The organism is Amycolatopsis tolypomycina (assembly GCF_900105945.1).
In the GTDB taxonomy this organism is placed as follows: Bacteria; Actinomycetota; Actinomycetes; order Mycobacteriales; family Pseudonocardiaceae; genus Amycolatopsis; species Amycolatopsis tolypomycina.
The window spans coordinates 6,672,463-6,684,865 of record NZ_FNSO01000004.1 but is presented as its reverse complement, the minus strand read 5'-3'; the positions used below and the strand labels follow the sequence as shown (position 1 = coordinate 6,684,865).

12 protein-coding genes and 1 pseudogene are annotated in these 12,403 nt (G+C 71.2%); 7 read left to right on the top strand and 6 right to left on the bottom strand.

Annotated elements, in window-relative coordinates; genetic code table 11:
• Nucleotides 1–11: 11 nt before the first annotated feature.
• From BLW76_RS40155 to BLW76_RS40140, 4 genes are all read right to left on the bottom strand, one after another.
• A complete protein-coding gene (locus tag BLW76_RS40155) occupies nucleotides 12–1,502 on the bottom strand; it encodes an alpha/beta hydrolase (RefSeq protein WP_091317254.1) in 1,491 nt (496 codons plus the stop codon).
• An 82-nt stretch (nucleotides 1,503–1,584) separates the two neighbouring features.
• Complete coding sequence (locus BLW76_RS40150) at nucleotides 1,585–2,979, bottom strand: MDR family MFS transporter (protein WP_091317252.1); 1,395 nt, start codon at nucleotides 2,977–2,979, stop codon at nucleotides 1,585–1,587.
• 89 nt (nucleotides 2,980–3,068) lie between these two features.
• Complete coding sequence (locus tag BLW76_RS40145) at nucleotides 3,069–3,398, bottom strand: hypothetical protein (protein WP_208613481.1); 330 nt, start codon at nucleotides 3,396–3,398, stop codon at nucleotides 3,069–3,071.
• Between the two features lie 334 nt (nucleotides 3,399–3,732).
• Nucleotides 3,733–4,197 (bottom strand): GNAT family N-acetyltransferase, encoded by a 465-nt coding sequence (locus BLW76_RS40140; RefSeq protein ID WP_091317249.1) that lies wholly within the window; start codon nucleotides 4,195–4,197, stop codon nucleotides 3,733–3,735.
• Nucleotides 4,198–4,257: 60 nt separating this feature from the next.
• On the opposite strand from BLW76_RS40140, the gene BLW76_RS40135 reads away from it, so the two are divergent.
• Nucleotides 4,258–4,839 (top strand): TetR/AcrR family transcriptional regulator, encoded by a 582-nt coding sequence (locus BLW76_RS40135; protein WP_091317247.1) that lies wholly within the window; start codon nucleotides 4,258–4,260, stop codon nucleotides 4,837–4,839.
• 25 nt (nucleotides 4,840–4,864) lie between these two features.
• On the opposite strand, the gene BLW76_RS40130 is transcribed toward BLW76_RS40135, so the two are convergent.
• Both BLW76_RS40130 and BLW76_RS40125 read right to left on the bottom strand, forming a co-directional pair.
• Nucleotides 4,865–5,275, bottom strand: a complete 411-nt coding sequence (locus BLW76_RS40130) for a GNAT family N-acetyltransferase (protein WP_091317245.1) — start codon at nucleotides 5,273–5,275, stop codon at nucleotides 4,865–4,867.
• A 2-nt stretch (nucleotides 5,276–5,277) separates the two neighbouring features.
• Nucleotides 5,278–6,243 (bottom strand): GlxA family transcriptional regulator, encoded by a 966-nt coding sequence (locus BLW76_RS40125; RefSeq protein ID WP_091317243.1) that lies wholly within the window; start codon nucleotides 6,241–6,243, stop codon nucleotides 5,278–5,280.
• Between the two features lie 52 nt (nucleotides 6,244–6,295).
• Here BLW76_RS40125 and BLW76_RS40120 point away from each other — a divergent pair, with 52 nt between their 5' ends.
• From BLW76_RS40120 to BLW76_RS40095, 6 genes and pseudogenes are all read left to right on the top strand, one after another.
• Complete coding sequence (locus tag BLW76_RS40120; RefSeq protein ID WP_425266040.1) at nucleotides 6,296–6,676, top strand: cupin domain-containing protein; 381 nt, start codon at nucleotides 6,296–6,298, stop codon at nucleotides 6,674–6,676.
• A gap of 28 nt (nucleotides 6,677–6,704) precedes the next feature.
• A pseudogene (locus BLW76_RS40115) lies at nucleotides 6,705–7,621 on the top strand (IS982 family transposase).
• A gap of 397 nt (nucleotides 7,622–8,018) precedes the next feature.
• The gene (locus tag BLW76_RS40110) at nucleotides 8,019–8,522 is read left to right on the top strand and encodes a winged helix-turn-helix transcriptional regulator (RefSeq protein WP_091317240.1); all 504 of its coding nucleotides are present in this window, start codon (nucleotides 8,019–8,021) and stop codon (nucleotides 8,520–8,522) included.
• A gap of 59 nt (nucleotides 8,523–8,581) precedes the next feature.
• Nucleotides 8,582–9,073, top strand: coding sequence for an SRPBCC family protein (locus BLW76_RS40105; protein WP_091317239.1), 492 nt, complete (start codon nucleotides 8,582–8,584; stop codon nucleotides 9,071–9,073).
• Nucleotides 9,070–10,095, top strand: coding sequence for an LLM class flavin-dependent oxidoreductase (locus tag BLW76_RS40100; RefSeq protein WP_091317237.1), 1,026 nt, complete (start codon nucleotides 9,070–9,072; stop codon nucleotides 10,093–10,095). The genes BLW76_RS40105 and BLW76_RS40100 overlap by 4 nt, the downstream gene beginning before the upstream one ends.
• The gene (locus tag BLW76_RS40095) at nucleotides 10,092–12,395 is read left to right on the top strand and encodes a molybdopterin-dependent oxidoreductase (protein WP_091317236.1); all 2,304 of its coding nucleotides are present in this window, start codon (nucleotides 10,092–10,094) and stop codon (nucleotides 12,393–12,395) included. Before BLW76_RS40100 ends, BLW76_RS40095 begins: the two co-directional genes overlap by 4 nt.
• Nucleotides 12,396–12,403: the final 8 nt, after the last annotated feature.

The window sequence follows — 12,403 nt, the reverse complement described above, 5'->3', positions numbered from 1 at the left end:
CGAAGGATCCGTCAGGAACCGATCGTCGACGGCGGTTTCGGGCCGGCGAGCAGCGCGTTGGCCGACCCCGGCTCGACCGCGGGACAGTGCGTGCCCGCAGCCGGGAGCTTCCCGGTGATCAGATAATCGTCGGTCGCCTTGGTCACGCACGTGCTCTTCTTGAAGTACGCGCCGTGGCCCCAGCCGTCGTACGTCAGCAGCGTGCTTCCGCTCTGCCGGGCCGCCGTCTGCGACCACGCGTACGGCGTCGCCGGGTCGTGCCGGCTGCTCAGCATCAGCAGCGGGGGCGCGCCGTGCACCTGCAGCGGGTGCTGCGTGTTGCTGGTGCGGTTCGGCCAGCCGATGCAGCCGGTGACCGACGCCCAGCCCAGCGGGTTGATCTTGACGTCCGGGGCGAGCACCGCGGCCGCGCGGCGGTAGGCCTCGAGTTCGGCGAAGTTGTGCACGGGCAGGCGCCAGTCGTCGCAGAACACGCTGGGGATGACGTAGTTGACCGGGATGTCCGCACGCAGCCGCGCCGAAGCGCCGGTGCCGTCCGCGAAGGACTTGAGCACCGACGCGAGCCGATCCCAGCTCGGGCCGTAGAAGTTGCTCTGGATGATCGAGGCGAGCGTCAGCGGCGTGACCGGCTCGCCGCTTCGCGGGTCTGTCAGCTCGCCGCGCGCGGCCTTGTCCTGCAGGTCACGCGTCACCTCGGAGACGTCCCGCCCGTGCAGCGCGCAGCTCGGCGTCCGGTCGCACCAGGCGGCGAACTCGCCGAACCCCGCCTGCAGCGACCGGGTTTCGCTCTTGATGAACTCCCAGGCGGTGAACTGCGAATGGTCCATGTTGCTGTCCAGCACGAGCGCACGGACCTTGTCCGGGAACAGTTCCGCGTACTGCTGGCCCATCAGCGTGCCGTAGGAGACGCCGTAATAAGTCAGCTTCCGCTCGCCGAGCGCTTCGCGGATGACGTCCATGTCCCGTGCGACGCTCTTGGCGTCGCCGAACTGCGCCAGCGGGCCCGTGATCCGGGTGCAGCTCTCGCCGAGCTTCCGGTTGTACTCCGCGAGCTGCTCGAACTCGGCCTGGTTGCGCGGTACCTGCGGGTGGTCGGCGATGAGCTCGCTGAGCCCGCAGTTGATCCGGGTGCTGGCGCCGACGCCGCGCGGGTCGAAGCCCACGGTGTCGAAGCGCTCGGTGATCGCGGCCGAGAGCGACCAGCCCGCCTTGACCTCCTCCGTGCCCGACCCGCCGGGGCCGCCTGGGTCCATCAGGACCGAGCCGATCCGGGCCTGGGGATTCGTGGCCTTGCGCCGGGCGAGCGCGATGGTCGCCGTGCCCTGGTCCGGGTGCGCCCAGTCGAGCGGCACGGTCACCGTGCCGCAGTCGACGCCGGGCGCGTCGGCGCACGGCTGCCAGTCGACGGACTCCGCTGCCGAAGCCGGCGTTGCCGTCAGCAGGCTCCCCAGTACCGCGCTGACGGCCACGGCCGTCAGTACCCGCTTGCTTACCCCCGTCATGCCAGTCCTTCCCCTCACCGACAGTGCATGATCGGTTCCAATAAATCACCGATCCGGTGGAGGCGCCAGCTTCCCTGGTGAATCAGGCCTTCCGGTCCATTGCGGACAGCCGCTCGGCCCGCCGGACCCAGGTCGCGGTCGCCGTGCTCAGCACGCACAGCACGGCCAGCACGCCGAACGCCCAGCCGAACCCGGTGGCCGGACCGGTGTGCAGGCCCTGCGACAGCACGATGACGCACAGCGCGCCGCCGAGCGCCCCGCCCACGCGCAGCACGATGTTCACCAGCGCGGTGGCGTGGCCCAGCTCGGCGGCGTCGACCGACGCGTACGCCGCCGTCGACGCGGGGATGACCGACAGCCCGAGTCCGGCGCCGCGGACCAGCAGGAGGGCCTGGACCAGCCACATCGGCGAGTCCGGGCCGAGCCACGGGAGCGGCACCGTGCTCGCGAGCACCACGAGCGACCCGGTGAGCGCGACGGTGCCGCCGCCGTGGCGGTCGGTCAGCCGTCCGGCCACGAACACGAACACCGCCGTGGCCAGCCCCATCGGCGCGAGCAGGACGCCGGACTCGGCGGTCCCGGCGCCGAGCCGGATCTGGAACCACAGCGGGAGCAGCAGGACGGCGCCGAACATCCCGGCGCCGCCGAGCAGCACGGCCGCGAGTGCGGAACCCATGACCGGCCGCGCGGCGAGCCGCAGCTGCAGCACCGGGTGGGGCATACGCAGCGACCACCAGGTGAACAGGCCCATCGCGGCGGCGCCGACGGCGGCGAGTGCGATGGTGAGTGAACCGGGCGTGCCGAGCTCGGTGAGCGCGTACACCAGCAGCGGCAGGCCGAGCGACACCATGGCCAGGCCGCGCCAGTCCATCGGCGGCGGCTGCTGCCGGTCGCCGCGCGGCACGTAGCGCAAGGCCAGGCCGAAGGCGAGCAGCCCGATCGGGAGGTTCAGCCAGAACAGCACCGGCCAGGAGAAGTGCGCGAGCAGGAACCCGCCGACGCTCGGCCCGACCACCGGCGCGAGCCCGACCGCGAGCGCCAGCGTGCCCATGGTGCGGCCCAGCCGTTCCGGGCCGACGGCCAGCCCGATCACGGTCTGCCCGGCGGTGACCATGACGCCGGCCGCCATGCCTTGCACGGCACGGAAACCGATCAGCGTGCCGGCGTCGGGGGCGAGCGCGCACGCCACCGACGTGAGCAGGAACGCGGTCAGCGCGCCGAGCCACAGCCGTCCGGCGCCGTACTTGCGGCCGAGCCACGGCGTGAGCGGGAGCGCGGCCGAAAGGCCCAGCAGGTACGCCGTGGCGACCCACTGGATCGCGACGAGCTCGACGCCGAGGCTGTGCCGCATCGATTCGAGCCCGACGGCCACGATCGAGGCGTCCATGTTGCCCAGGAAACCGCCGAGCGCCATCACACCGGAGGCGAGCCAGACGGTGCGCGGGATCGGCGGCAGGTCCGTGCGGAGATCGGTCATGCTGCCGACGGTAAAAGCTCGACGATAGTCGAGGTCAAGCTCGCTCCGGCGCAGTGCCGCTCGGCGCGGGTGCGGCGATCGCGCTCGTGTCAGTGGCCTGAGCGGCGGCTGACGACGCTCCGGCTGCCCGCCTTGAGACCCCGGTAGTGCTCGAGGGCGGCCACGGACTCGGTGACCTGCTCGAAGCTGGGCAGCGCGCGCACGTTCGCCACCAGTGTCATGTCCTTGCGCGGGATTTCGATGAAGCAGACCTCGACGCCGGAGTGCTCGGCGTTGGCCGCGACCTCGGCCTGCCAGCCGGGGAGATCGAGGTCGTCGCCGAGCCATTCGTGCAGGTAGACACACCACTTGCCGCGTAGCAGCTCACCCGCGATGGCTTCCAGGCCGACCACGTACGGCTCGGTCACGTGCTCGGCCATGACCGTTCCCCGCAACACCAAGGCACTGTTCCCTCCTGCACCCGGCGGCGACCCCTACCGCCGGTAAGCGCATTCTCGGCGGGAGCCTCCCCGCTTCGCCGAGCAGCGCGAACCCGGTGACCGATGGCTGGGCACCGGGGGTCCGCCAACTTACCGGTGGTTTTGGTTGACAGCAACCATTTCCCGAAGATCGCGGAAAGCGCGTGCACAATCGACGTGCGGATGCACGTTCATTTCAGTACGTGCTGCCGGTGACTTGCACCGCCGTCGGGTCGGCCAAGCGGTCCGAAGTGGACAAAACGGTCCGGACCCAGTCCGGCTATCGGGAAACCGGTCACAGATCCCGGGCGAAGCAGCGCGAAAGGGGTTCGCCGCGGTACGGCCCGTACGCCTCGATCGGTTCGTAGCCTTCGCGCTGGTAGAAGCGGATGGCGTCCGGCTGGCCGGTGCCGGTTTCCAGTAGCAGCCGCGTGATGCCGAGGCTCTTCGCGTGGTCTTCGAGGGCGCGCAGCAGGGCGGTCGCGACGCCGGTGCCGCGGGCCGACGGCTCGACGTACATGCGCTTGACCTCGCCCGAACCGGGTCCGAGCGGCCGCAGTCCGCCGCAGCCCACGGCGGTGCCGCCGGCGTCGCGCGCGACCAGGAACACCGCGACGCTCTCGGCGGTGGGGACGGCGCCCGGTTCGTGGTCGTCGGTGCCGTAGCGGGCGTCGAGCTCGATCCGCTGGGCTTCCCGCAGGCGGACGGCGTCGGCATCGTCCCACGCCACCGGGGTGACCGTGAGCGTGCAGTCGATCATCAGGCGAACCCCTTCTTTCCGTAACAGACGTTACCGTAGCATCTGTTACGCTTCCCGACCATGCCCAAGCAGCGTGACGTGCAGGCGCAACGAGAGCTGCTCTCGAACGCGACGTGGCAGGTCCTCGCCGACGACGGCCTGCCGGGGCTGACGCTGCGCGCGGTCGCCGAGCGCGCCGGCTGCACGACGGGCCTGGTGATGCACGCGTTCCCGACGAAGAAGGCGTTGCTGCGGCACGCACGCGACCTGCTGTACGAGCGCACGGCGGTGCGCGCGGACGCGGCGGAGGCGGCGTGCACCCAGCCGTTCGACGCACTCGCGGCGGTGCTCGGCCAGGCGGTGGACCTCCCGCACGGCCACCACGAGGAATCCCGGGTCTGGGTGGGCTTCCTGGCCGCGGCACTGGCCGACGACGACCTGGCCGAGCGCCACCGCGCGGCGAACCGTTCGTTCCTCGCCCGCGTGCGCCGCCTGGTGGCGGCCTGTCGTCCTGAGTGGACGGACGAGCGGCTCGAGCTGACGACGAAGAGCCTGGTGGCGCTGGTGGAGGGGCTGAACGTCCTGGCCGCGGCGGACCCGCCGACCTACCCGGCCCGGCTGCAGCAGGCCGCGCTGGGGGAGGCGCTCGCTCCGCTGGCTTGAGTGGTCACCGCAGCGAACGGGTCAGCTACACCACTTCGCCGGAGGGCTCGGTGGAGATGTGGTGCCGCGTGAATCCGAGTTTTTCCAGAACGCGCAACGACGGTGCGTTCCCCGCGGCGTAGCCGCGCCCGTGCGCGTGCCGGAACAACTCGTACGCGATCTCCGGTTCGTCGAGGGTGGCGCGGCCGACGATCAACCCGCAGTAGCCGATGAAGTCACCTTCGCGGCGGCGCTGGACGGGCAACAGCGAGATCCCCGTTTCCGCCGGCGCGGCCAGCTGCTTCGCGATGACAGTCCGGATGTGCTCGGCGGTGGGCATCCCGGTGCCGCGCTCGGCGTGCAGGGCGCGCAGCCGATCGGCGTCCTGCTCGGCCCACGGGCGCAGTGTCAGCCGCTCGGTCTCGAGGTGCAGCGACATCTTCCGGTACGGCGGCATCATCACGCCGCCGGGCCGAAGCGGCGGCGATAAGCGCTTGGGCTGAGGCCGGTGTGGCGCCGCAGCTGCGCTCGCAGGTTCGCTGCTGTTCCGAAGCCGCTCGAAGCCGCCACTCGGTCCAGCCTCAGCTCGCCGCGCTCGATCAAGCGGCACGCCAGGCTCACCCGCTCCGTCGTCAGCCATGCCAACGGTGTTGTTCCCAGCTCCGCGCGGAACTTCCGGTGCAGCGTCGCCGGGCTGGTGGCCGCCCGTGCGGCCAGGTCCGGCACCGTCAGGGGCTGGTCCAGGCGCTCCAACGCCCACGCCAGGACCGGCGCCAGCGACGTCTCCGGGACCGCCGGTACCGGGCGGGCGATGAACTGGCGCTGGCCGCCGTCGCGGTGGCCGGTGAACACCAGGCGGCGGCTGACCGCGTTGACGACCTCGGCGCCGTGGTCGCGGTGGATGATGTGCAGGCCGAGGTCGAGCGAGGCCGCGCTGCCCGCCGCCGTGAGGACGTTGCCCTCGTCGATGAACAGCACCTCCGGTTCCCAGTGCACCCGCGGGAACCGCGCCGCCAGGGAAGCGGCCCACTGCCAGTGGGTGGTCGCGCGCTTGCCGTCGAGCACGCCCGCTTCGGCGAGGGCGAGCGCCCCGGTGCAGAAGCTGACCAGGCGGGCGCCGCGGTCGGCGGCCCGGCGGATCGCCGCGATGATCGCCGGGTCCGTCGGGACGCCCGTGTTCGGGCGGGCCGGGACGATCAGCGTGTCCGCCGCGTCGGCCGCCTCGAGGCCGGCGACGTCGGACAGGGTGAACATGCCGAGGTTCATCCGGACCGCGGGCGTCGCCGCGCAGAGCGTGAAGTCGTACCAGGGCCGGTCGAGTTCGGGGCGGCGGAGGCCGAACAGCTCGGTCGCCACGCCCAGCTCGAACGGGTTCGACTCCTCGGTGACGATCGCGACCACCCGGTGCGAGAATTCTTGCGGCATGTGCGATTCCTAGCACTCGCGCCGGGGAAACGCCAGGTCGAGCATGGGACGCATGAATCCGATCGACCTCAACGAAGTCCTCGCGAGCTTCGACGCCGCCTGGAGCCCGCGCATCGTCACCCGCGTCAACGACTACGACATCCGCCTCGCCCGGTTCGACGGCGAGCACGTCTGGCACGTCCACGAGCACACCGACGAGTTCTTCCTCGTCCTGGACGGCGAGATCGAGATCGGCCTGCGCGACCCGGACGAACGCGTCGTCACGCTCGGCCGCGGACAGGTGTTCGTGGTTCCGAAGGGCACGTCCCACAAGCCGTCGTCGAAGGCGGGTGCGAGCGTGCTGCTCGTCGAGCCGGCGGGGACGCTCTCGGTCGGCGACGTGCACGATGACGTCCCTGATCACGTCGAGGTGACCACCGGGCACCTCGTCTGACGCCGGGAACGCGCGCGGCCCGCCCTCCCTGGGGGCTGCCCCCGCTTCCAGCGTATCGGGGCGCTCCGACGGAAATCTCACCGCACTCTACGTCAAGATCGACGACCACCTCGCAGGCCGGCGGCGGACGGGTAGACCACCGAAGCTGACCGACGCCGAGCTGGTGACCCTGGCCGTGGCCCAGGCGCTGCTGGGGTTCACCTCCGAGGCCCGCTGGCTGCGGTTCCTGCCCGCCCGGATGCCCGGCGCGTTCCGCTACCTACCCGGCCAATCCGGCTACAACCGCCGCCTGCGCGCCGCGTTACCGCTGGTCAAGCACGTAGTGCGCTGGCTGGCGGCGGACACGGACTTGTGGACCGACACCACCTGGATCGTCGACTCCACCCCGGTCGAGTGCGGCCGATCCCGGCCGACGGTCAAGCGTTCGGAGCTGGCCGGGTGGGCCAAGTACGGCTTCTGCCGCTCACACTCGCGCTGGTTCTGGGGACTGCGGCTGCATCTGGTCTGCACCCCGGCCGGACTCCCCATCGCCTGGGCCCTGGCCGACCCGAAGGTCGACGAGCGGCAGGTGCTCATGGCCATCTGCGACCACGAACCCCACCTGCTCACCGGCCGCCCCGGCCTGCTGATCATCGCCGACAAGGGCTACGTCTCCCGCGAGCTCGACCACTACCTCACCGAACGCGGGGTCCGGCTGATCCGGCCGTCCTACCGCAACCGCCGCCCCACCCCGGCGAACCGCTGCTGAAGTCCATCCGCCAGCTCATCGAGTCGGTCAACGACACCCTCAAAGGCCAGCTCAACCTCGAACAGCACGGCGGCCGCACCATCGAAGGCGTCGGAGTCCGCATCGCCCAACGCCTCCTGGCCCTCACCGCCGCCATCTGGCACAACCGCGCCACCGGCCAACCCACCACCCGGTCCCTGACCGCCTACGACCACTGACCGAGTTACGCATCACTCGTCTAGGCCCGCCGGCGGCCCGGTTGTCCACAGCCCGTCCGGAATGTGGGCAACCGAGCTCGCCGGCTGGTGCGCGGTCGAATCTCGCGGGGCCGACCTCCGGCTGAACAGACGGCGGTCTGGGCCGGACGCGACGAGGACAAGGCAGACGACGGTCATCGGCTTTGTGTGGCGAGAAAACGCCGACTTCCAGGAAAGGCGCGGCCCGCCCTCCCTGGGGGCTGCCCCCGCTTCCAGCGTATCGAGGCGCCCCGACAAAAATCGGGAGCCAGGCCCGCCGCGGCCCAGGTTGTCCACACCCCGGCCAAACTGTGTACAACCCAGCCTTGTCCAGGCTGACCTGCTGAGTCTTCCGACGGAACGGCGTACTCTCGGCCGCATGAAACGGACATCGTTCGCGCAGTGGCCGTGCTCTATTGCGCGCACCATGGACCTGCTCGGTGACTGGTGGACGCCGCTGGTGCTGCGGGATGCCTTCTACGGTGTGCGCCGCTTCGACGAGTTCCAGCAGGCGCTCGGCATTGCGCGCAACACCCTCGCCGACCGGCTCAAACGGCTGGTCGACGAGGGGTTGCTGGAGAAGGTTCCCTACCAGACCGAGCCGGTGCGCTACGACTACGTCCTCACCGAAAAGGGCCGCGACTTCTACCCGGTCCTGCTCGCCATGACCCGCTGGGGCGACAAGTGGCTGGCCACCGAAGCCGGCCCGCCGATCACCGTCCACCACCTTGCCTGCGGGCACGACACGCACGCCGAAATCGTCTGTGCCGGCTGCCGGGAACCGCTGACGCCGGACGACACGCGGATGCGGCGCGGTCCCGGTTTCCCGGCGCGGCTGGCGCAGCGTCCGGACGTCGAGGAGCGCTTCGCCCGGCAGGAGTGATTGACAGGGTCAGTCTATCTACGCAACTATCGTGGTCAAACGGGAGAAAGGCGACCACGATGGAGTGGACGGGTGCGCGGTACGCCGACCTGCCGACGGCCGAGGTGTGGACCTGGATCGACGCCGCGCCCGAGGACGTCTGGCCGGTGGTCTCGGACATCTCGCTGATGCCCGAGCTGAGCCCGGAACTCCAGTTCGTCGAGTGGTGCGAAGAAGGCCGCAAGTTCCTCGGCCGCAGCAAGCACGACGCGTTCGGCGAGTGGGAGACCACCTCGTACGTGGTGGAGTGCGAAGCGCCACGCGTGTTCGCGTGGGCCGTGCAGGATCCCGACGAGCCCAGCGCCGTCTGGAAGTTCACGCTCGAGCCCGAAAGGGGCGGCACGGTCCTGACCCAGTGGATGCGGATGGGGCCGGGCCGGTCCGGGCTGTCGTTCGCCATCGACCGGATGCCGGAGAAGGAAGAGAAGATCGTCTTCGTCCGCATGCGGGAGTTCGAGACGGCGATGCAGGGCAACCTCGCCGTGATCAAGGCCCGGATCGAAGCGCGATGAAGACCGCGACGACCGTCGAGTTCTCGAAGGACACCCGCACCACGCTGGACTTCGTGCTCGAGGCGGAGAAACTCGGCCTCGACGTCTGCTGGGTGGCCGAAGCCTGGGGCTCGGACGCGCCGTCCGCGCTCGGCTACCTCGCCGCGCGCACCGACCGGATCCGGCTCGGCTCCGGCATCATCCAGCTGGGCACGCGCACGCCGGTCGCCATCGCGCAGGCCGCCCTCACCCTCGCCGACCTGTCCGGTGGCCGGTTCGCGCTCGGGCTCGGCCCGTCCGGGCCGCAGGTGATCGAAGGCCTGCACGGCGTCCCGTTCGCGAAGCCGCTGACGCGCATGCGCGAGACCGTCGAAATCGTCCGCCAGGCGTTCGCGGGGGAGAAGATCTCCTTCTCCGGCAAGGCGTTCGAGATCCCGCTGCCCGGCGAGGGCCGCCCGATGCGGCTGTCCACCGCGCCGAACCCGGACATCCCGATCTACCTCGCGACGCTGTCGCCGAAGCTCCTGGAGCTCACCGGCGAGGTCGCCGACGGCTGGCTCGGCACCAGCTTCGTGCCCGAAGGCGCCGACGCGTACTTCACCCACCTCGACGCCGGACTCGCGAAGGCGGGCAGGCAGCGCGAAGACATCGACGTCTGCCAGGGCGCCGAAGTCGCCTTCGCCGACAACGAAGACGAGCTGCGCACCCTGGTCGGCAGCCGCAAGAAGGAGCTCGCCTTCAGCCTCGGCGGGATGGGCTCGGCCGGCACGAACTTCTACAACGACGCCTACAGCCGCCAGGGCTGGGCGGACGTCGCCGCCGAGGTCCGCGAGCGCTGGCAGGCCGGTGACCGGGACGGCGCCGCCGCGCTCGTCACCGACGAAATGGTGCTGGGCACGACGCTGATCGGCACCGAAGAGATGGTGCGCGACCGCCTGCGCGTGTGGCGCGACACCGGCATCGACACCGTCCGGCTCTACCCGGCCGGCGAAACCCTCGACGCGCGTCTCACGACGCTCGGTCGCGCATTGGAGCTGATATGACCGGCGAGTGGCACCGCACCGCGTGCAGCCTCTGCTATCTCAACTGCGGGCTGGAGGTGCAGCTCGACGGCCGGAAGATCACCCGCGTCCGCGGCGACAAGGCGCACCCCCGCTCCGGCGGCTACCTCTGCCAGAAGGCCCAGCGCCTGACCTTCTACGGCGACCACGAAGACCGCCTGACGACGCCGTTGCGCCGCCGACCCGATGGCACGCACGAGCCGATCGGCTGGGACACCGCGCTCACCGAAATCGCCGCGAAGCTGCACGCGATCCGCGACGCCGACACCGCGGCCGGGCGGCCTGGCTCGTTCGCCTACGTCGGCGGCGGTGGCCAGGGCAACCACTCCGGCGGCGCGTACGGCGCGTCGCTGCTGAAGTGGATGAACTCCACGCGGCACTTCAACGCGCTTTCGCAGGAGAAGACCGGCGACTTCTGGGTCAACGGGCACCTGTTCGGCTCGACGCTCGTGCACACCGCCGAGGACGTCGAGCACTGCGACCTGCTGGTCGTGCTCGGCTGCAACCCCTGGCAGGCGCACGGCTTCAACAACGCCCGGCACGCGCTCAACACGCTCAAGAACGACCCGGACCGCCGGATGATCGTGATCGACCCGCGGCGCACCGAGACCGCGGAACTGGCCGACCTGCACCTCTCGCTGCGCCCGGGCACCGACGCGTACCTGCTGGGCGCGATCCTGGCGCTGCTGCTCGAACGCGGCGGCGCGGACGAGCGGTTCCTCGCCGAACGCACCGAAGGCTTCGACGAGGTCGCCGCCGTGCTGGCGAAAGTGCCGGTTGACGAATGGATCGCGCACGCCGAGGTGTCCCGTGTGGACGTCGAGCGCGCGGTCGAGCTGATCCTCGCGGCCGAGGCGATGACCGTCCGCGTCGAGCTGGGCATCCAGCAGGGCAGGCACTCGACGCTCAACAGCTACCTCGAGAAGCTGCTGTACCTGCTCACCGGGCACTTCGGCAGGCGCGGCACGAACAACCTGCACTCGTGGCTGCTGCCGCTGTGGGGCGCGACGACCGGGCAGCGCTCCGAGATCACCGGCTTCGAGTACATCGGTGGCCTGCTGCCGGCCAACACCCTCGCCGAAGAGATCCTCGCCGACCACCCGAACCGCGTCCGCGCGGTCTGGGTCGAGTCGTCGAACCCGGCCAACACCTTCGCCGGGACGCGGGACGTCGAACGCGCGCTGGAGGCCGCGGAGCTGTCCGTGGTCGTCGACGTCGCCTACACCGAGACGGCCGCGCTGGCCGACTACGTGCTGCCCGCGGCGTCCCAGCACGAGAAGTGGGAGTTCACGCTCTTCACCTTCGAGTGGCCGACGAACTACTTCCAGCTGCGGCGGCCGCTGCTGGACCCGCTGCCGGGCACGCTCGTCGAAGCCGAGATCTACGCGCGGCTGTTCGACGCGCTCGGCGTGCTGCCGCCGTCCGACGTCCTCGCCGAGCTGGCCGCGGGACCGCGCACGGACCTGCAGGCGGGCCTCGGCGCCCTGGTCCAGGCGATGCCGGAGCGTGCGGCGATCCTGCCGGTGCTGCTCTACCGCACGCTGGGCGCGTCGCTGCCCGACGGCGCCGCGTCGATCGCGCCGCTGTGGGCGGGCTGCCACCGCGCGGCGCGGACGATGACCGTGCCGGTGCAGCGCGCGCTGGGCAGCTCCGCCACCGGCGCGCGGCTCGGCGAAGAGCTCTTCGACCGCGTCCTGGCCGGCCCGACGCCGTTTTCGGCGCACGAGCAGGACGAGGTGTGGACCCTCCTGCGCCGCGACCGCGTCCAGCTGGCCGTGCCGGAACTGCTGGACTGGCTGGCCGCGCTGGACCCGGCCGCCGAGCGGACCGACCCGGCGTACCCGTTTTCGCTGATCAACGGGCAACGGCGGGCGCACAACGCGAACCAGATCCTGCGTGACCCGCGCTGGCGCCGCACGGATCCGGACGGCGCCCTGCGCGCGCGTCCCGAAGAGCTGGCGTCGATCGGCGCCGCACCGGGGGACTGGGTGGCCGTGGTGACGTCGGCGGGCCGGGTGGTCGTCCGCGCCGAGGCCGACCCCGCGCTGCGGCCGGGCCAGCTCGCGCTGCCGCACGGCTACGGCATGGCCCACCCGGACGCCCACGGCCGCCGGGTGGTCAGCGGCCCGCGGATCAACCTCCTGACCGACGCGCTGGACCGCGACCCGATCGCCGGTACGCCGCACCACAAGGACGTCCCGGCGCGCCTGGAACCCGTGACGGAGGAGGAACGGGCCCGGGCGGCGGCGGACAGCGAGACCGTCGCGAGTGGACGGTCCTGACACTTCGC